This is a genomic window from Kushneria pakistanensis (genome assembly GCF_014652795.1).
In the GTDB taxonomy this organism is placed as follows: Bacteria; Pseudomonadota; Gammaproteobacteria; order Pseudomonadales; family Halomonadaceae; genus Kushneria; species Kushneria pakistanensis.
This window is the reverse complement of sequence record NZ_BMZM01000002.1, coordinates 123937-142731: the sequence shown is the minus strand read 5'-3', so window position 1 is coordinate 142731 and position 18795 is coordinate 123937. Positions and strand designations below refer to the sequence as shown.

Annotated in this window: 15 protein-coding genes; 1 reads left to right on the top strand and 14 read right to left on the bottom strand. The window is 62.5% G+C overall.

What is annotated here, in order from left to right; translation table 11 throughout:
• The first annotated feature begins 19 nt into the window (after positions 1-19).
• Positions 20-2245, top strand: coding sequence for a YccS family putative transporter (gene yccS / locus IE123_RS06095; protein ID WP_189516186.1), 2226 nt, complete (start codon positions 20-22; stop codon positions 2243-2245).
• On the opposite strand, the gene IE123_RS06090 is transcribed toward yccS, so the two are convergent.
• From IE123_RS06090 to IE123_RS06025, 14 genes are all read right to left on the bottom strand, one after another.
• Positions 2220-4352: a putative bifunctional diguanylate cyclase/phosphodiesterase gene (locus IE123_RS06090; protein WP_229819633.1), complete on the bottom strand. Its 2133-nt coding sequence runs from the start codon at positions 4350-4352 to the stop codon at positions 2220-2222. The genes yccS and IE123_RS06090 overlap by 26 nt on opposite strands.
• A gap of 183 nt (positions 4353-4535) precedes the next feature.
• The gene (locus IE123_RS06085) at positions 4536-5690 is read right to left on the bottom strand and encodes a M20 aminoacylase family protein (RefSeq protein WP_189516184.1); all 1155 of its coding nucleotides are present in this window, start codon (positions 5688-5690) and stop codon (positions 4536-4538) included.
• 212 nt (positions 5691-5902) lie between these two features.
• A complete protein-coding gene (locus tag IE123_RS06080; RefSeq protein WP_189516182.1) occupies positions 5903-7039 on the bottom strand; it encodes a CapA family protein in 1137 nt (378 codons plus the stop codon).
• A gap of 37 nt (positions 7040-7076) precedes the next feature.
• Entirely contained in the window at positions 7077-8363 is a 1287-nt protein-coding gene (locus IE123_RS06075; RefSeq protein ID WP_189516181.1) for a flippase, read from the bottom strand.
• A gap of 165 nt (positions 8364-8528) precedes the next feature.
• Positions 8529-8759: a hypothetical protein gene (locus tag IE123_RS06070; RefSeq protein WP_189516179.1), complete on the bottom strand. Its 231-nt coding sequence runs from the start codon at positions 8757-8759 to the stop codon at positions 8529-8531.
• Between the two features lie 138 nt (positions 8760-8897).
• On the bottom strand, positions 8898-10538 hold the full coding sequence (locus IE123_RS06065; RefSeq protein WP_189516177.1) for a carboxylesterase/lipase family protein: 1641 nt from the start codon (positions 10536-10538) through the stop codon (positions 8898-8900).
• Positions 10539-10610: 72 nt separating this feature from the next.
• The gene (locus IE123_RS06060) at positions 10611-12461 is read right to left on the bottom strand and encodes a carboxylesterase/lipase family protein (protein ID WP_189516175.1); all 1851 of its coding nucleotides are present in this window, start codon (positions 12459-12461) and stop codon (positions 10611-10613) included.
• A gap of 93 nt (positions 12462-12554) precedes the next feature.
• Positions 12555-13883 (bottom strand): short-chain fatty acid transporter, encoded by a 1329-nt coding sequence (locus tag IE123_RS06055; protein ID WP_189516173.1) that lies wholly within the window; start codon positions 13881-13883, stop codon positions 12555-12557.
• Between the two features lie 342 nt (positions 13884-14225).
• Positions 14226-15194, bottom strand: a complete 969-nt coding sequence (locus tag IE123_RS06050) for a T6SS phospholipase effector Tle1-like catalytic domain-containing protein (RefSeq protein WP_189516171.1) — start codon at positions 15192-15194, stop codon at positions 14226-14228.
• 92 nt (positions 15195-15286) lie between these two features.
• Positions 15287-15895, bottom strand: coding sequence for a cell wall hydrolase (locus IE123_RS06045; protein WP_189516169.1), 609 nt, complete (start codon positions 15893-15895; stop codon positions 15287-15289).
• 127 nt (positions 15896-16022) lie between these two features.
• Positions 16023-16838, bottom strand: a complete 816-nt coding sequence (locus IE123_RS06040) for an SDR family oxidoreductase (RefSeq protein WP_189516167.1) — start codon at positions 16836-16838, stop codon at positions 16023-16025.
• 143 nt (positions 16839-16981) lie between these two features.
• Positions 16982-17890, bottom strand: a complete 909-nt coding sequence (locus IE123_RS06035) for an oxidoreductase (RefSeq protein WP_189516165.1) — start codon at positions 17888-17890, stop codon at positions 16982-16984.
• A gap of 38 nt (positions 17891-17928) precedes the next feature.
• The gene (gene hmuQ, locus IE123_RS06030) at positions 17929-18261 is read right to left on the bottom strand and encodes a heme-degrading protein HmuQ (protein ID WP_189516163.1); all 333 of its coding nucleotides are present in this window, start codon (positions 18259-18261) and stop codon (positions 17929-17931) included.
• 98 nt (positions 18262-18359) lie between these two features.
• Positions 18360-18638, bottom strand: coding sequence for a Type 1 glutamine amidotransferase-like domain-containing protein (locus tag IE123_RS06025; RefSeq protein WP_229819632.1), 279 nt, complete (start codon positions 18636-18638; stop codon positions 18360-18362).
• Between the last annotated feature and the right edge of the window lie 157 nt (positions 18639-18795).

The window sequence follows — 18795 nt, the reverse complement described above, 5'->3', positions numbered from 1 at the left end:
ACCCGTGGATGCCAGCGCCATGTTCGATCGCCTGACTCATTCACTGCGCCGTCTCTGGGCGCTGGATGCCTTTGCCTACAGCCTGCGCGTCTTTATCGCGCTGACCGGCGTCATGCTCTGGAGCGGGCTGTTGGGTCACATCGAACAGATGATTCCGCTGTTTCTGGGCGTCATTGCCAGCGCCCTGGCCGAGACCGACGACAGCTGGCAGGGTCGGCTGCGCGCGCTGATCGTGACGCTGGTCTGTTTTGCCATCGCCTCGTTTGCCGTGGAGCTGACCTTTGCCCATCCGTGGCTCTTTGGCATCGGGCTGGGGCTGGCGACCTTTTTGATGATCATGCTTGGCGCCATCGGTCAGCGTTATGCCACGATCACCTCGGCCACGCTGATTCTGTCGATCTACACCATGATCAACATCGAGCAGCGCGGTGGCGTGACGATGGAAGACATCTGGCACGGGCCGCTGCTGCTGATCGCCGGCGCCGGCTGGTATGGAGTGCTGTCGATTGTCTGGCAGGCGCTCTTTACCCATCAGCCGGTGCGCCAGAGCCTGGCGGCTCTGATGACGGCGCTGGGAGAGTATCTGGCCATCAAGGCCTCGCTGTTCGAGCCGCTGCGCGGGGTGGATCGCAGCGCCCGGCGGCTGGCGCTGGCCCGGCAGAACGGGCGGGTAGTGAACGCGCTCAACGAGGCCAAGGAGATGATTTTTTCGCGGCTGCAGGGCCAGCAAAACAGCGCGCGCATTGACCGCTACCTGCGCCTTTACCTGATCGCCCAGGACATTCACGAGCGTGCCAGCTCCACCCACTACGACTACGACGCGTTGGCCGAGCACTTCTTTCACAGCGACGTGCTGTTTCGCTGTCAGCGGCTTTTATATCAGCAGGGCCAGGCCTGCCGGGCGCTGGGGCGTGCGCTGCTGTTGCGCCAGTCGTTTGATCACGGGGAAAGTGAGCAGGCGCTCAGTGACCTGCGCGCCTCCATCGAGTATCTCAAGGGGCATCCGCCCGGCGAGGACGTGCGCCAGAATCACCGGCTGCTGCGCTCGCTGACCTCACTGGCCATCAACCTGGGGGAGCTGGAACGCCAGCTGACGCGCGCGGACAATCCGGAACTGGCCCTTGATGAGCATGACCGCAAGCTGCTGGACCGCTCGCCCGGCAGTCTGTACGAGGGCTGGCAGCGTCTGCGCGGGCATCTACGTGCCTCCTCACCGATCTTTCGTCACGCTCTGCGCCTCTCCTCGGCGCTGGTGGCGGGCTATCTGCTGCTGCGCCTGATTCACCCCACCCAGGGCTACTGGATTTTGCTGACCACGCTCTTTGTCTGTCGGCCGAGCTTTGGCGCCACGCACCGCTTTCTGCGCCAGCGTATCGTCGGCACCGTGGTGGGGCTGGTGGCCGGCTGGGCGCTGATCACGCTCTTCCCCTGGGATGCAGCGCAGGCGTTGATCGCGGTGCTGGCCGGGGTTCTTTTCTTTGCCACCCGTATTCGTCACTACATGGTGGCCACAGCGGCCATCACGCTGATGGTGCTGGCCTGCTTCAACCAGGTCGGGGACGGGTTCGACCTGATCTGGCCGCGGCTCTTTGATACGTTGCTTGGCGCCGGACTTGCTGCATTGGCGGTGCTTTTGATCCTGCCGGACTGGCAGGGACGGCGGCTCAGCCGCGAGGCGGCAGCGGTGGTGACGGCAAGCGAGGCCTACTTTCGTGAAATCGTGCGTCAGTATCGCAGCGGCAAGCGTGATGATCTGGCTTATCGGCTGGCGCGGCGCAACGCTCACAATGCCGATGCCGCGCTCTCCAACCGTCTGGCCAGCGTCATGCAGGAGCCCGGGCAGTATCGCCACGACGCCGATGAGGGCTATCGGCTGCTGGTGATCACCCACAGTATTCTCGGTCATCTGTCGGCGCTGGGCGCGCATCGGCGCAGTGTCAGCGAGCGGCTGGAGGTTCAGGAGCTGGAAGTGGTCTTTGAGGCCATCAGCGGCTATCTCTCGACTATTGCCCAGGCGTTGACTCAGCGTCAGGCACCCGGTGCGCTGTCACCACCGCCCGAGACAATGATTGCCTTTCTCGAGCAGCTGCCGGAGGAGGTCGAGGATGCCCGGCGGCTGGTGCATTCCCAGCTGGCCATGATCTGTCATCAGATGACCCCGCTGGCCGATGTGGCCGGTCAGCTGCTGGATCATCAGCAGGGCCAGCGGCGCAGTCCGGTCAAATGGCGGCGCGCGGCGTCGTAGACGCTGCCACCGTCTGATGGTCCTCGGCGGATGCAATACTCGTCGGGCGCCCCGGCTGGCCGAGCAGAAAGCCCTGCAGGTGTGAACAGCCTTCCTGCTGCAAAAGGGCCATCTGCTCGGGACGTTCGACCCCTTCGGCCGTCACCTCCATGTCCAGACTTCTGCCCATGCCGGTCACGGCGCGCACAATCGCCAGCGCCTCGCGGCTGTCGCACATCTCGCGGATAAAGCTCTGATCGATCTTGAGCCGGTCAAACGGAAAGGCGCGCAGGTAGTGCAGCGACGAGTAGCCGGTGCCGAAGTCATCCAGCACGATGCGCACGCCCAGCCGCTTGAGCTGGTGAAGGATGTCGACATTGCGCTGACTGGCATCGAGCAGGATCGACTCGGTGATCTCAAGCTCCAGTCGGGAAGGCGCCAGCCCGGTGGTCTCAAGGGCATGGGTGACTTCCTCGACCAGCGCCTGGCGGCCAAACTGTGCCGGTGACAGGTTGACCGAGATGCGCTGATGGGCCGGCCAGCGACTGGCCTCGCGACATGCCTGGGTGATGGCCCAGGCGCCGATTTCCAGAATGATGCCGCTGTTTTCGGCAATCGGGATGAATTCCAGCGGGGACACGATCCCCCTGACCGGATGGCGCCAGCGCATCAGCGCTTCAAAGCCGGTGGTCTGCGTGCCGGTAATGTCATAGATGGGTTGGTAGAGCAGAAAGAGCGCGTTCCGGGCCAGGGCACCGCGCAGGTCGTTTTCAAGGTCAAGGCGCTCACGCGCCAGCTGTGCCAGCTCCGGACGAAAGGTGGTATAGCGCCCCTTGCCCTGGCGCTTGGATTCATAAAGGGCGAGATCGGCGCAGCGCATCAGTTGCTCGAAGCTGTCAATCTCCTGATCGGCGCGCACACCGCCCAGGCTGATGCCGGTCTGCACCCGGTGTTCGCTGAGCTGAAAGGGCGCGCGTGCGCTGGCGGCCAGGGTATAGGCCAGATCGGAGAGCGCGATATCGGAATGGGCCTCGGGTACCAGCAAAGCGAATTCATCACCGCCGATGCGGGCCAGGGTTTCACCGTGATGCAGATGCTTTTGAAGCCGTGCGGCCAGCTGGCACAGCAGCTCGTCGCCGACATGATGGCCCAGTACATCGTTGATGTTCTTGAAGTTGTCCATGTCCAGCAGCAGCATGCCCACACGTGGGCTGCCGGCATCCGTTGCTGCCAGCAGCGCCTGGGTACGCTCACCAAACAATAGTCGGTTGGGCAGGTTGGTTAGGGCATCGTGATGGGCCATGTGGCGAATGGTGGCCTGGGCGGTGTGCTCCTCGGTAATGTCATCGACCAGATACAGGCGCTGCCTGGTGGCCTCACCGTTTTCAAGGATGGCAAGGGTGCGACACTTGAGACGGCAGGTGCCTTCGGGCGTTTCCAGCTTGAGTTTGATCTCGCATGATTGCCCGGCATGCTCGCGGGGCAGTTCGGACCTGATCCGTTGCAGCAGCGTATCGGTGGGTAGCTGCGACAGCAGCGTACGCCCGGCGATGCCGGGCATCTGTTCATCGTGGTTGCACAGCAGCAGCCGGCCACTGGTCTCGTCTTCGACCATCACCCGGGTGGGGATATTGTGCATGACGGTATGCAGGAACGCGTAGAGGCCGCTCAGTTCGCGTGACTGCTGCTCGGCGGCATCGCGCGCCTCGAGGATCTCCTGCTGATGGGCGCGCTTTTCGGTAATATCACGGGTGATCTTGGCAAATCCGATCAGCTCGCCCTGATCGACAATGGCATCGATCACCACGCTGGCCCAGAAGGCGCTGCCATCCTTGCGAAGGCGCCAGCCTTCCGCTTCATGCCGGCCATGCTCGCGCGCGGCCGCCAGTCCCTGCATGGGCAGCCCCGAGTGCCGTGCCTCGGAGGTATAGAAACGGCTGAAATGCTGGCCCACGATTTCTTCTGCGCAATAGCCCTTGAAGGCCCGGGCCCCTTCGTTCCAGCTCAGAACAATGCCATCAGGATCGAGCATGTAGATGGCATAGTCGGTGATTTTTTGCACCAGCTGACGATAAAGGGCGTCACTGCCCATCCTGATGGCGCTGCTGTGCGCCCGCGGTTCGGCCATGGCAATATCTGACTGGAAAAGTGAAAAAGAACGCTCGCACGCCGTTATCACAGGGTATGCAGGCGCCGTCTAAAAACTAATCCAGATTATGAAACAGTCCTGTATAAACAAAGCCGCAATTAAGGCCTTTTTTAAGCCTTGATTGCGGCGATGGGGTACATCAAACAGTACCCGTTCGGTCTTTTAGCCCAGCAGCTTTTTGACCAGCGCCTGCCACCAGGCCACCCCCAGCGGGGCAAGGTCGTCATTGAAGTCGTAGGCGGGATTATGCAGGGCGGCGCTGTCGCCGTTGCCCATCCAGATATAGGCGCCCGGACACTGTTCCAGCATGAAGGCAAAGTCCTCCGAAGCCATGCAGGGCGGCAGATCGTAATGGACCTTTTGAATCTCCGGCATGGCTTCCAGAACTTCAGCGCAGCGGGCCGCGTGCTCGGCGTCGTTGATGGTGGCCGGATAGCGCGACTGATAGTCGAGCTCGACCTCGAGGCCGTGGAAATCGGCGCAGGCCTTTATCGCCTCGCGAAAGCGCTTTTCCAGGTGCTCGCGAAGGGCCGGGTCAAAGCAGCGCAGGGTACCGCGCAGTTCGACCGTGGCCGGCATGACGTTGAAGGCATCACCGCCGTGAAACTGCGTGACGCTCAGCACCGCCGGCTGGTGTGCTGGGCGTTCACGACTGATGAGCCCCTGCAGCTGTGTCACCAGCTCACAGCCCGCCAGGATCACGTCATCGCCCATGTGCGGCATGGCGGCGTGGCACCCCCGGCCGGCCAGGCGCAGGGTGAATACATCAAAGGCTGCCATGGAAGGGCCGCTGTGCACCGCGGCGTCGCCCACCGCCATGCCCGGCCAGTTGTGCAGGCCGTAGACGGCGTCCATCGGGAAAAGGTCAAAAAGCCCCTCCTCGATCATCACGCGCGCGCCGCCTTCGTTTTCTTCTGCCGGTTGAAAGATGAAGTGGACCCGCCCGGCAAAGTCGGGATTTTTCGCCAGCGCCCAGGCCGCGCCCAGCAGCATGGTGGTATGGCCATCATGGCCGCAGGCGTGCATGCGCCCGGGAATGGTGGAGGCCCACTCAAGGCCTGTGGCTTCCTCGATGGCGAGCGCGTCGATATCGGCGCGCAGGCCGATGGACCGCCCCGGGCCGCGGGCGCCGTCGAGCGTGGCGACCACGCCGGTGCCGGCCAGACCGGTATGCACGTCGAGACCGGCCTCGCGCAACAGCTCGGCAATGCGGGCGCTGGTGCGCTGCTCTTCAAAGGCGATTTCGGGGTGGCGATGAAAATCGTGGCGCCACTGGCGCAGCCGGTCGGCGCTGGGGTAGGGCTCAAGCGCGGTCATGGGGCTTTCCTGATCAGAAGGGTGATTGAAATACGGCCATGGCGTGGGATACGCCAAACGGCTCGCATGGGGTGATGAAAACCTTATGCTGATCGCGCCCGGGTGTCGATGCACCCCAGCGCTTCTTCACGGCGTCGGGACATGACAGAGCATGAAAAAGCCCCCTGACAGGGCACTGTCAGGGGGCTTTCGTGTCGCAGGCGAGCAATCGGTCAGTGCTGGCGCCTTGCCTTGAGCTCGGTGGCGCGGCGGGCGGCGTAGTAGTAGGTCTCGTTTTTCATCAGGTGCATGCCCAGCACCGGCTTGTTCAGATGACGACGCTTGCCCAGCAGCGTGGCCGCCATTTCCTTCAGGCTCCCCTTGAGTGTGCCGTCACAGGGCACGCCCATGAGGGTGCGAGTCAGTTTGGGCTGAATATACTTTTGATAGATGGCAGTGCTCATCTCGTCATAGCGGCGCTGATAGTCCTCATGCAGCAGGGCGTCCAGCCGCGCGAGATCCGTGCGGTCATTTTCGGGTGACGGGCACACGACATCGTTTTCGGTGTGGTGAAAGACCGGGGTAAAGCGTACCGGTTCACCCTTTTCAAAGCCGAGCTTCACCGCATAGGAGTAGTTTTTCTTCGCCGCCGGATTGGGGCGATTGCTGAAGTAGAAGTTGCCCAGGCTGTAGAAGATCAGTGAACCGTTATACGCCTCATGGCCCTGGGGCACGTGCGGGTGCGCGCCCACGATCACATCGGCGCCCAGATCACACAGGTGCTGATAGCGCAGACGCCACTCCTTCTGTGGAATGTCGTAATACTCAAGGCCCGCGTGGGCGAAGACGATCACGAAATCACATTCGTGCTTGAGCTCGATCACCATCCGGTCGATGGCGGGGTGATTGAGCCATGCGTAGCCGGCCTGATCGGGTTCGGCGTTGTGATCCAGCACGCCGAACTGCGCTTCACAGGCATTGATCATGCCGATACGCACACCCTGAATCTCGCGGATCAACGGCATGTAGGCCCGCTCGACGGTCATGCCGGCGCCGATCATGTCGACATCAAGACGCTCGCCTTCACGCAGCGTGGCTTCAAGCGCCTCGTCCCCGAAGTCCATGATGTGATTGTTGGCCAGCAACATCATGTCAAAGCCGTGGCTTTTGAGTACCGACATGATCTCGGTTTGCTGGTTGATGTGCGGCCCATCCTTGGGCTGCTCGCGACCAAAGCCGCGAACCGGTGCCTCGAAGTTGCACACGGCGTAATCACAGGCAGCGATAATTTCGCTCATCGCGTCATTGCAGACAGGGCCACCGTTGTACTGGCGGTTGACCACATCCCCACAGACAAACATTTCAATCATGGTATCGGTTTCCGATGTATCGACAGGGCCGGCCGGATCAGCCGGCCTGCGCCGGGGCAGATCTGGCACCCATGAAGGCGGTCAGCTGAAGCTTCAGGACACGGCCCCGGCGGTAGAAAAGGTTGAGCACCACGGCTGACAGAATTTCGGCAATCAGCGTCGAAAGCGCCGCGCCCGCCAGGCCGAACTGTGGAATCAGCAGGTAGTTCAGGACAATGTTGAGCGCGCTGACGAACAGCATCTTCTTGAGCAGGAAGCTATAGCCGCCCATCACGGTAATCACGTTGAACGCCGAGGTACCCAGTACCGAGAACACTGACGAGATGACCGTAATGCCCAGCACCGTGGCGGCCGGCGCGTACTCATCGCCGTAGAGCAGATCGATCAGCTCGGCCCGGAAAATGCCCATCAGGGTGGCAGGAATCACGGCCACCACGAACACGGCCAGAAACAGGCGGCGAATGCGGTGCTCGAACACGGCCGGATCGCTGTTGCGTGCGGCATGGTTGATGCCGACCATCCAGGAGGTCATCAGCGCCATGGGGAACATCATCCAGCCCTGGGAGAGCGTCAGCGCGGCGCTGTACCAGCCCACGTGGGTTTCATCGAGCATGCTGCCCAGCATGATCTGGTCGGTACGGGTATAAAGCGCAATGGACAGACTCGAGATCGCCAGCGGAATGCCAACCTGCACGATATGGCGGGAGTGGCGTCGGCTGCGGGCCCGGAAGGTATGGGCAATCTCGCGGGTCTTTTTGCGAAACAGATGCTGCTTGATGAAATACGACACCGCCCACTGAATGATGTTGGCGGCGGCGAAAAAGCCGACCGTGGCACCCAGCTTGATAAAGGCCAGCTTCAGCGCCACGCCCACGCCAAGAGCAATGTTCTGTGCCACGGTGTTGAACTTGGAATCCAGCGACGAGTTGAAAAAGACGCTGTAGATTTCATTGGTGGTAAAAAAGCTGCCCCAGATGATGATGGAGAACACCAGCATCTGTTTGGGGGTATCAAAATAAAACCAGGCACCCACGGTCAACAGCGTACAGATGATCACGAAATTGATCATTCGTACCCGTGTCGAGGCTGCCATTAACCGCAGCCCACTCGCGCGGTTTCGCGCCAGTCGGTTAAAGACCACGTTATCGCCGCCCATTTTTACCATGGGGGTAATCAGGGCCACGATCGCCAGCGCCAGGCTGATCAGGCCGAACTCGTTCGGGCCCAGATAGCGAGCGACATAGACCGTGATAAAAATACCGGCCAGCGCCAACATGACCTTTTCGCCAAGGATCCAGGCGGTATTGATGAGTGCCTTGTTCATGAGCTGCTTTTTTGAGGGTGGGTCGCCGATGGGTGGCCGATCGGCAGGGGAGGCCGATCATGCCACCTGAAACGGTTACCGTGTGTGCAGAGTTGTGCGATGTCTCAACATGTAGCAGGGCGCAACATCAGGTCAGGGCAGGAAAAACAGGGCAGGATGGGAAAATCAAAGCCCCTCCAGCAGATGTCCCAGCGAGGTGTTGCGGAGCATGTCACGCAGAGCATCCGGCGCACTGTGCCAGGCCCTGCGCAGGTGCTCCTGCTGGGTGATCAAACTTGAGTACCTTTCTTCGAGCTGCTGACAGGGGGATATCGCATGGTGCAGGAACGCATGAGTGTCGTCCTGCAGGGCGGCTTCCTGTTCATTGGCCTGTGCGTAAAAGCGGTCCAGTTTCATGATGGCAAGGATCCAGAAGGTGTGTCCCCGCCTTTATCGGCCTGAGTGTTACCTACTTAAGTCCTTCGTTACACCATGTTACCAAGGTATTAGCCCTTCACTGACTGTTCAGTGAAGGGCGCCGACCGACAGGATCGGTCATGGAGAAGTGACGGGCGTCAGGTGGCGCTCCACCAGATCGAGCCGGGCTCGCCACGGGTCCTGACGGGCGACCGGACCTTCATCCCGAGTGAAGTCCATCATGAGATGGGACAGCGGCGTATGCAGCGGCCAGGCGGGCGCACCGCCGCCGTTGGGATTGCCATGGCGGGCGAAGTTCACCACGTAGCGATGCAGCTGCCAGGCCATGGCACGGTCGCTGTCATCCAGCTGATCGTATCGCGTTTCAAGCGTGCGAAAGAGATAGGGCAGCTCACTGGCATGAACGGCGCCCGGCAGTGTGTCACGCACCTGACGAGCCACATGAGAGAAGCGATAGCGCCACACCGGCTCGCCACTGGCTGCGACCTGATCGGCAATAAAGCGCGCCGGCTCGGTCATCATGCGATCCATCCCAAGCGCCATGCCCGCACGCTTGACGTCGTTGCTGCCCTCGGGGTCATACAGCGCGCGGGCGCGCTCGGCATCCTCGCCAAAGGGTGTGAGCAGGGCATCCATGCTGTCAGCGGCGCTGAAGCCCAGATCGGCATCAGTGGTGCCGATCAGCATCGGCACACGCTGCTGAAGGCCGGCCTGATAGATCCTTTCAGGCGGCCCCGGAATCAGTTCGCCATCGCGGATCGGGCCGCCGGTCCAGGTGGGCGGTCCCTCATGGGATGACATGAGGGTGCCCATATTGAGGCCGTCGACAATCTGTTCGGCGGGCAGCTGTCTGAGGTTGGCCAGTGCCTCGGCGCCCTGACCCTGGATGCCGTGACGATGGGCAAAGTGCTCACCGATGGTCTCGGCAGAGGGGCGCTCTGGCCGGTCCTGATCGAGTTCGGCCATCGGGCCCATCAGCGCCCGGCCGCCGCCGGACATCACCACGGCGCGCTGGAACAGCCCGCGCGCGGCCGGTGAGCCGGTCAGATCCAGCACCGAGGCGCCACCGGCGGATTCGCCCATGATCGTGACATTATCCGGGTCGCCACCGAAGGCGCCGATATTGCGCTGTACCCAGCCAAGAGCGGCCAGCTGGTCCATGACGGCGTAGTTGCCAGGCACTGTCTGACTCTGCTGTTCCTGACGCAGGGCCGGATGGGCAAAAAAGCCGAAGCGCCCCAGCCGGTAGTTGAAGCTGACCAGAATCACGTCATCACGGGCAAAGGCGCTGCCATCGTAGAGCGGCGTTGAGGCACCACCGTTGACGTACCCCCCGCCGTGGATCCAGACCAGCACCGGGCGGCGGGTCGGCGCCCGCTCGACATCCGGTTCGGGAATGGCGTCAGACGGCGCCCAGACATTGAGATAGAGACAGTCCTCGGCCGGCGCAGCGCCTGGTGGGGCAGCATCACCGGCAAAGGGCAGCTGCATGCAGTCCGGGCCGAAGGCGTGGGCATCACGCACGCCCTGCCACGGCGGCACCGGCTGCGGCGCACGCCAGCGGTTGTCGCCGACCGGGGGCGCCGCATAGGGGATACCCTTGAAAGCGGTCACGTTAAGGGCACTGCTGCCCCTGAGCGCGCCGGTATCGATGTCCACCCGGGTAACGGGCGAATCGGCGAGGGAGGCCTGGGCGAAGACCCACAGGGGTATGGTCAGCAGTCCCAGCGTCAGCAGTCCTTTCAACCAGCGTTGCATGAGGCGTTTTGCATCCTTGTTTGATCGTGCGCTCAGGGTAGACCACCCAGGAGGGATGATTGCGCTGAACATCTATTCTTCGTCCTGATCCTGATCCTGCGGTTGCTGGCGTGCGGACTCGGGCGGGGCCACCCAGCGACCCTCGATCATGTCCAGGCGCTCCCACCAGGGGTCGCGCATCACCTGCGGGCCGTCGTTCTGGGTGAACTCCAGAATCCGCTCCTGCTGTGGGTCATGCTGTGGCCACTGCGGCAGCCCCTCGCCATTGGGATTGCCGGTCAGGGCAAAATTGACCACGTAGCGATGAAAGGCCGTGGCGGTGGTGCGGTCAGTGTCATCGATCGCGCTGCCGTAGGCCTCCTCCAGGCGATCAAAGAGATAGGGGATATCGGTGGCATGGGGGGCGCCGTCCCAGTCGGCGCGTTTTGGCGCGGCAACGTGCGAGAAGCGATAGCGCCACACCGGCTGGCCGGCGGCCCGCATCTCGTCGGCGATAAAGCGTGCGGGCTCGGTCATGGTGCGATCGCGCCCGATCTCCTTGGTCAGCGTTTTCAGGTTGGTGTTGCCGTTGGGGTCATACAGCGCGCGCATGCGATCGGCATGGTCACCGAAGGTCTCAAACAGCTCGGTTTTTGACGTGGCACTGGTACGCCCGAGATCCATGCTGGTCGAGCCGATCAACAGCGGTATTTTTCGCTGCTGCTGCTGTTTGAAGCGGTTCTGGGTTTCATCGACCAGCAGCCGGCCATCGCGTATCGGCCCACCCACGTAGGTCTCACGCTCGCGGTTTTGTGTGTACATCATGCTCATGTTGAGATCACCGGTAACCGCGTCGGCCGACAGCGCGCGCAGCGCCTCACGGGCCTGGTCATCCTCGCCCTCAATGCCGTGGCGACTGGCAAAGCGCTTGCCAAAGGTGTCGGCCGAGGGCATGTCGAGGGTGTCCTCATGAAGGCCATGGCGTACGGCGCGAAGGCCGCGCCCGCCGCCGGACATCACCACGGCGCGCTGAAAAAGCCCTTCAGTAGCAGGGCTTGCCATCAGGTTGAGGATCGAATTGCCCCCGGCGGACTCACCCACCAGAGTGATGTCGTCGGGGTCGCCGCCAAAACGATCAATATTGTGCCTGATCCATTCAAGCGCCTTGATCTGATCCATGACGGCGTAGTTGCCCTGCGCGGTGTCATCGCCGTCGGTCAGGGAGGGGTGGGAGAAAAAGCCAAAGCGGCCCAGCCGGTAGTTGAAGCTGACATAGACCACGCCGTCACGGGCAAAGCTCTCGCCGTCATAGGCCGGCGATGACGCGCCACCGTTGACGTAGGCGCCACCATAGAGCCAGACCACGACCGGTCTGGCGCTGTCGTCGTTGGATACGGGTTCACCGGATGAGGGCCCGTCGGCCGTGAGGGCAGCACCCTCGGGCTGCCAGATATTGAGATAAAGACAGTCTTCATCGGGGCGCTCATCGCCGGGCGAGGTGCTGCTGGACAGGGGCTTTTGCATGCAGTCGCGGCCAAAACGTGTGGCCTCGCGGATGCCCTGCCAGGCATTGACCGGCTGCGGCGCGCGCCAGCGGTTGTCCCCCACTGGCGCCGCCGCAAAGGGGATGCCGCGATAGACCGAGAAGCCCTGGTCCTGCTCACCACGCAGCGCCCCGTTATCCAGCCGCACGATCGGGGCGCTGTCGTGTTCCAGGGCGGCGGCGACTTCAAGGGCGACTGCTTCATTGACCGTCGCATGCAACGCGACCGGGGCGCTGTCCTCTCCCGGCGCTGCGGTGACTTCAAGCGCCGCTGCTTCATTGACCGCCTCGAACACCGGGCCGGGAGCCATCGGCGCGTCGGCCATGGCGGCGCCTGTCGACAGGCTCAGTACCGCCCATGTCATCAGGGTGACACCCCTTCTGCCTGCTACTGCCTGCATATCCCTTCCCCGTTGCGCGGACCCTTCACGTCTGACGACACCTTCGGGTCTGACTATAGTCGCTCACGGTCGTTCGCTCAGGGACGATCGGGATCAGATCAACAACATGGCGATGCCCAGCACTACGCCAGTCACCAGCATGATGACTGAGGTATAACCCATGATGTCGCGAATCTGTAGCCCGGCAATCGCCAGCAGCGGCAGTGTCCAGAAGGGCTGGACCATGTTGGTCCAGGCATCACCCCACGCCACGGCCATGGCAACGCTGGCCATGCTGGCATCCAGCTGGCGTGCGGCATCAATCACGATCGGACCCTGCATGATCCACTGGCCGCCCCCGGCCGGAATGAAAAAATTGATCAGCCCGGCGCTTAAAAACGAATAAAACGCCAGCGTCTCGCTGGAGGCGACCGAGACCAGCGCACTGCCGATATCGGTGGCCATGCCGGTGCCGCCGATCACCCCCATCATGGCGGCGTAGAAGGGAAACTGCATGATGATGCCGTAGGCCGTACGCGACCCGCCGGTACAAAAGGCGATGTATTCGCGGGTATGACGGGAAAACACCAGCCCCAGTGCAAAAAAGCCCAGAATGACGGTGTTGATGTTGACGCCGCCGCCGGTGGCGAAATGATCCAGCAGCCAGAGCAGCGCAATCACCCCCAGTGTCAGCGGGATCAGCCGCGAGTATTCCAGGCGCTGGGCCGGGGTCATGTCCGCGCGTTCAGGATCCTGATGGGCGGCCATGTCGTCGCTTTGCTCGCTGTCCGGCAGACTGGTGCGAGGCTCCTGGCCACGCGGACGCATCGACACCAGCACGGCCGGTACCACCAGCACCATGGCCGCCAGCATGGCCAGATTACCGATCGAAAAGACCGTCTGAGACACCGGAATGATGCCCATCTCGGCTTCCAGAAAGTGGCCCGGGTTGGCGATGACGGTCGGGATCGAGCCGCCGTAGCCGCCATGCCAGACGATAAACCCGGAGTAGGCCGCCGCCACCACCAGCGGATAGTGCACGCGCCCACGGTGGACAATCCCCATCTCGCGGGCCACCAGCCCCCCGGCCACCAGCCCGAACCCCCAGGAGATCCAGCTGCAGAGCATGGCCACCAGGGTGGTGGCAATGATGACCTGCACCTCGGTGCGCGGCAGACGGGTAAAGGCGATCAGGGCGCGGCGCACCGGGCGGGTATGGGCCAGCGCGTAGCCGCTGACCAGCACCAGAATGATCTGACAGGTGAATTCATAGATGCTGAAAAAGCCGGTACCCCAGTAGTCCAGCACCTGACGGGGGGAGTGGCCGTCATCCCAGACGATGCCCAGCCCCAGCACCACCAGGGTGAGAAAGAACAGAAAGACAAAGGCATCCGGCAGGTAACGTTCGGCGATATGAGTAAACAGGCGACCAATGATACGCATGCAGGGTGAGACTCCCGGTTGTTGTAATGCGTGCAGCGACAGGCAGCCCCGGACATCGGCGATGTCCGGACATACCACGCAAGCTAGACGTTGACGGGAAGCCACTGCCCTGGCAGAAGTGCTCATGGCGTGCTTGAGAAGGAGGTCTTCAGCTTGAAGCGGGTTTGATGAATCCTTTGGCGCGCCCCGGCATGAGGCGGCTGGCAGGCACCTGTCAGCAAGCTGGTAATGGCAGGCTCCTCACGCCCAGGCTTTCGTGATACTCGTGAGGAAGGTGGCCTAATTAATGCGCTCTTTCTGATCAAGTCATGACGAAAGGGTGCGCCGACAAAGGGAATCGGGTCAGTCCGGTTTGCCTTTCTGCGCCGCTGGCTGATAGCCCTCGACCTGCTCGATGCGGGCCTGCACGCTCTCATCAATCAGGGCATCCGGGGGGTAGTGTCGTCTTTGGGTGCCTAAAAGCCGCCATAACACCGAGGATTTTTGGTGCAGAGCGCCCGTCGGGTCGCCCTTGATCCGTGACAGGGCACCTTCCTCGAGCATCAGCCCGTGCTCGGTGGCGCGTTCCAGCATCCAGCGCAGGGTAATATCGGAAAGTCCGCGTTCGGGATAGCCGCCACCCACGCCGCTGTGGTCGCCGGCAAACCAGCGCTGCTCGATGTGCTGCTCGGCACCGGCCCTGCTCTCATCCCATGGGGTAGGGGAAAAGGGGCGGCGTGTTTCATCCAGCGCCAGGGCGTGATAGGCGTAGCGTACGCCCGGGCTCAGGCGACGGTTGTGAAACTTGCGCAGCGAGATCAGACATCCCAGCGCGCCGACGGTATCCCATACGCCGACCAGCCACGGCTTGCAGGGGCGGGCGAAGGTCTCGCGAAAGGTCCTCAGCGAGGTGGCATCATCACCGCGCAGAAAGCGCCGGGTGATCTCGTGCACCATGTTGTCGTGGTGCGGGTAGAGAATGCCGCAGCGGTCGATCATCGATGCCAGCGAACGGGCGGCAAAGGCGCCACGACTGAAGCCGAACAGAAAGACCCGATCGCCGGGTTCGTACTCGCTCATCAAAAAGCGGTAGGCATCTTCCATGTTCTGCTCGATGCCGTAGCCAAAGGCGGTGCCCAGCGCGCGCCCCAGCGTCTGTCCTACGCCGAAGCCAAAAAAGGAGGCCGCAAAGGTCCCCACGCCCGGGCTGTAGAAGGCCTTTTGCTGATCACCATGACGCACGATCGAGCGGAAAAGATGCACCACGTTGGTGTTGACGCGACTGAACTGCTGATTGGTGCCATCGCAGCACACCACAAGATTCTTGCCCATTTCCGCCGCTCTCCGCCTGGCTACACAAGTCATGTCAGGTTATTCAGGGTAGCGGCTGGTAACGCCTGCGCCAGGTCGCTTTCAAGCAGGGCTCAGCCGGGCGGGCGATAAAACTCGAACTCGCCGGTTTCGGCGGTACGCACAAAGCTTGCGGCCCAGCTGGGGGTGATGCCGCGATGATGGAAAAAGAGCGCCCCGTGAGTGCGATCCACCAGGCTGCCGTTGAGGGCGCGTCGGGCGATCTCGCGGGCGGCGGCATATTCTTCCAGCTCTCTGGCCTCATCCGGGCGACCGTTGCACCACCAGGAAAACTGACAACTGCCGGTGCGTGAGCCCTGCTTGATTACCCCACACAGCGAGGTCGGAAACTGGCTGTCACCCAGGCGGTTCATCATGACGCTGGCCACGGCCTCCATTTCCGCCTGATCGGTGCCCTTGGCCTCCCAGTAGATGGAGCGGGCCAGACAGGTCACGGCGTCATCCAGCGGCGCCTGGCCACGCGGATCGATCGCGCGGGCGCCTTCAGGGGTCAGGCGAACGTCGGCGGGCGGGGGCTGAACGCCACCCTCGTTGGAGGCGTGCTGCTCGAGCACCTGCGCCTTTTGCTGGGCAATGGTGCGCTGGGTGGTATCCGCGGCATGCAGGGGCGAGGCGCCCAGACAGACCACAAGGCCGGCAACAAGCATCAGGGAGTAGCGCATGGCAGCTCTCTTGGCGAAGGAGTCCTTATCCTACGCATCCTCATGAGCGTCGTGAAACCGTCTATAAGGCCAGGTTGACCGTGGCACAGACAAAAAAGCGCCCGGGCGGGCGCTTTGGGCAAGGGCGTCAGTCGGTTTTCCAGCCCTTTTCAAACAGCATCTTGCCGGGCCATGTGTAGGCCATCACGCCACCGTCGGCGAGGATGGTTTCGCCGGTGACAAACGAGCTGTCGTCGCTGGCCAGAAAGAGCGCCACCTTCGCCATTTCTTCAGGCTTGCCGAGACGGCCCATCGGCGTGACCCACTTCTGCGCCTCGCGAAACTGCCGGCCACTGTCATCTTCCGGGCTGCCGGCCAGGTCGCTGACCAGCGGGGTCTCGATGGTACCGGGGGCCAGCGCATTGACGCGGATGCCGCTGCGGCCGTAATCAATCGCCATCGTTTTGGTCATGTTGGCCACACCGCCCTTGGCCGCGTTATAGCCCGAACGGTCAAGATCGCCGGCGCTGGCCGACATCGAGGTGGTATTGATGATCGATCCGCCACCTTCGAGCATCAGCGGGATCAGGTACTTGCTGACCAGAAAGGTCCCGCGCAGATCGGTGGCAATGATGCGATCAAAGAGCTCGGTGGGGTATTCGTGCAGCTTGCCGCCTTCCTGATCGATGCCGGCATTGTTGAACAGGATATCCAGCCGACCGTGATCGGCCTTTACCTGTTCGGCAAAGCGCTTCACGTCCTCTTCGCTGGAGACATCAAGCGTGTGGCCTTCGGCCTGAAAGCCTGCATCAACAATGGCGCTGACCGTGCGCGCGACCTCGTCTTCCTTCACATCGGCGCAGATGACGGTGGCGCCTTCCTCGGCAAACATCTTCGCCGTGGCGGCCCCGATGCCGGTCGCGGCACCGGTAATAACGGCAATGCGCTGATCGATTCTGCCCATGATGAACTCTCCCTCTGGTTGGCAGGTGGCGTCACTCCATGACGCCTCAAAGGGCCCTCAATAAAGCAGTCGAGCGGCGCCTTTGCCAGTACAGCGGCCGGGGCGTCATGTCGCAGGGGACCGTGCTGGCTCGAGAGACGGCGCTATTCGGTGCGCCATTCGGCGCCGGTCAGTTCACACGAGACCTGCCACAGCCGCTCACCCTGCACCTGATCGCGGGCGGCATCGGAGAGGCGGACACGCTTTGGCGCCCCGCGCGTCTCGCCCAGACCATCGGGGCCGAAATAGTCGCCCGGGCGGATATCGCTGGCGGTCGCAGCATGGATCGTGGGTCGGGCACCCTCAGTGGCGTTCTGGCTTAACAGCGGCATGGCCAGTCGAAAAAACGTCCCTACCAGCGGACGACTTTTGACGCCATGGTTGAAAAGCGCCGTGCGCGACAGCCCCGGGTGCGCCGCCAGGCTATCCAGCCCCCACAGCTCACTGTTGCTGTGGCGCTGCAGGGTCTGACTGAACATCAGCATGGCGAGTTTTGACTGACGATAGGCGCGCCACGGGTCGTAATGGCGGCTGGCCTGCAGGTCATCAAAATCAATGCGCCCGCCGCGGTGAGCAAGGCTTGAAAGCTGCACTACCCTGGGGGCCGCGGCGTGCATCAGCTGCGGCAGCAAAAGGCTGGTCAGCAGGAAGTGTCCCAGATAATTGACGCCGAACTGGCGCTCAAAGCCATCCTCGGTCAGCTCACGTCGGGGCAGCGCCATGACCCCGGCATTGTTGATCAGAAGATCCAGCGATGTTTCGCGCGCCTGCAGGCGTTCGGCAAATTCGCGCACTGAGCTCAGCCGATTGAGATCAAGCGGCTCAAGGCGCACATCAGCCTTGGGCGCCTCGGCCTGCAGCGCCCTGACGGCCGCCTGCCCCTTGTGCTGGTTCCGGGCCGCCACAATGACCCGGTAGTGCTGATGCATCAGTGCGCGCGCGGTTTCAAACCCCAGCCCTGCATTGGCGCCGGTCACCACGGCCAGCGGTCGTCTATCAGCGTGATCATTCATGGCAATGCTCCGCAGTGGACAGGCGCTCGGTCACGCGATCAGGCGTGGCCCTGCTCGCTGATGGTCTGGATGACCTCAAAACCTTCAAACTTCGGCGGTCCCAGATAAAGCCCCTCGCGGCGGCTCTGGCCGGCGTTGGCATGGGCGGCGCGAAAGGCCTCGGAGCGGGTCCAGGCATCGAAGTCCTCGCGCGAACGCCAGATCGTGTGCGAGGCGTAGAGCACGTGATCTTCTTCCGCCGGGCCGCGCAGCATATGAAACTCGACGAACCCGGGCAGGCCCTGCAGATGGGTTTCACGCTCCAGCCAGAGCTTTTCGAACTCTTCCACGCGCTCGGGATTGACCCGAAAACGGTTCATGGCAATAAACACTGCAGATTCTCCCGTCATCGACAACATGCGGCCACATTGCGTGCCGCTCATGGCATGACGATGGCACCTTGCAGGCATCGGGGCAAGATGCACATCGCTTATAAAGAGTGTGCTGTGCCATCGGCGTCGAGCAGGGCATCGCAGCGCTGCCCCGCCCGAATTCCTTGCTCGGTCCCGGAGGTGAACAGCCAGGCATCCTGATCGCCGAGCAGCTCAAGGCGTGCGCCTTCGCGTCGCAGCGCCGTGCCTTCCGGCAGGGCCACCACCCGGCCTGGCGGGTTGAGTACCAGATACTCTGTCAGACGCTCTTCCCGGCTTTCACCGTGGTGGCCGGCGCTCTTGCCGGAGATAAAATGCGGATTGATCTGAAAGGGCACCAGTTCCAGCGTGCGCGCTCAGAAAGTCCTCGATCAGAGGGCGGGTATATTCCAGATAGCCGGTGTCGCCGGCCATGGCGCTGCTCAGCAGTAGCAGTCGTGACATGTCATTCTCCCGGTGGTGGTTTTTCTAATGTACCAGACGGGAGCGGCAGGA

Bases quoted from the DNA above. Each gene is read 5' to 3' on its own strand.
- IE123_RS06075 (WP_189516181.1), bottom strand. From the start codon at position 8,363: ATGAACAAGGCACTCATCAATACCGCCTGGATCCTTGGCGAAAAGGTC.
- IE123_RS06065 (WP_189516177.1), bottom strand. From the start codon at position 10,538: ATGCAACGCTGGTTGAAAGGACTGCTGACGCTGGGACTGCTGACCATA.
- yccS (WP_189516186.1), top strand. From the start codon at position 20: ATGTTCGATCGCCTGACTCATTCACTGCGCCGTCTCTGGGCGCTGGAT.
- IE123_RS06055 (WP_189516173.1), bottom strand. From the start codon at position 13,883: ATGCGTATCATTGGTCGCCTGTTTACTCATATCGCCGAACGTTACCTG.
- IE123_RS06035 (WP_189516165.1), bottom strand. From the start codon at position 17,890: ATGAATGATCACGCTGATAGACGACCGCTGGCCGTGGTGACCGGCGCC.
- IE123_RS06070 (WP_189516179.1), bottom strand. From the start codon at position 8,759: ATGAAACTGGACCGCTTTTACGCACAGGCCAATGAACAGGAAGCCGCC.
- IE123_RS06050 (WP_189516171.1), bottom strand. From the start codon at position 15,194: ATGGGCAAGAATCTTGTGGTGTGCTGCGATGGCACCAATCAGCAGTTC.
- IE123_RS06040 (WP_189516167.1), bottom strand. From the start codon at position 16,838: ATGGGCAGAATCGATCAGCGCATTGCCGTTATTACCGGTGCCGCGACC.
- IE123_RS06060 (WP_189516175.1), bottom strand. From the start codon at position 12,461: ATGCAGGCAGTAGCAGGCAGAAGGGGTGTCACCCTGATGACATGGGCG.
- IE123_RS06080 (WP_189516182.1), bottom strand. From the start codon at position 7,039: ATGATTGAAATGTTTGTCTGTGGGGATGTGGTCAACCGCCAGTACAAC.
- IE123_RS06045 (WP_189516169.1), bottom strand. From the start codon at position 15,895: ATGCGCTACTCCCTGATGCTTGTTGCCGGCCTTGTGGTCTGTCTGGGC.
- IE123_RS06085 (WP_189516184.1), bottom strand. From the start codon at position 5,690: ATGACCGCGCTTGAGCCCTACCCCAGCGCCGACCGGCTGCGCCAGTGG.
- IE123_RS06090 (WP_229819633.1), bottom strand. From the start codon at position 4,352: ATGGCCGAACCGCGGGCGCACAGCAGCGCCATCAGGATGGGCAGTGAC.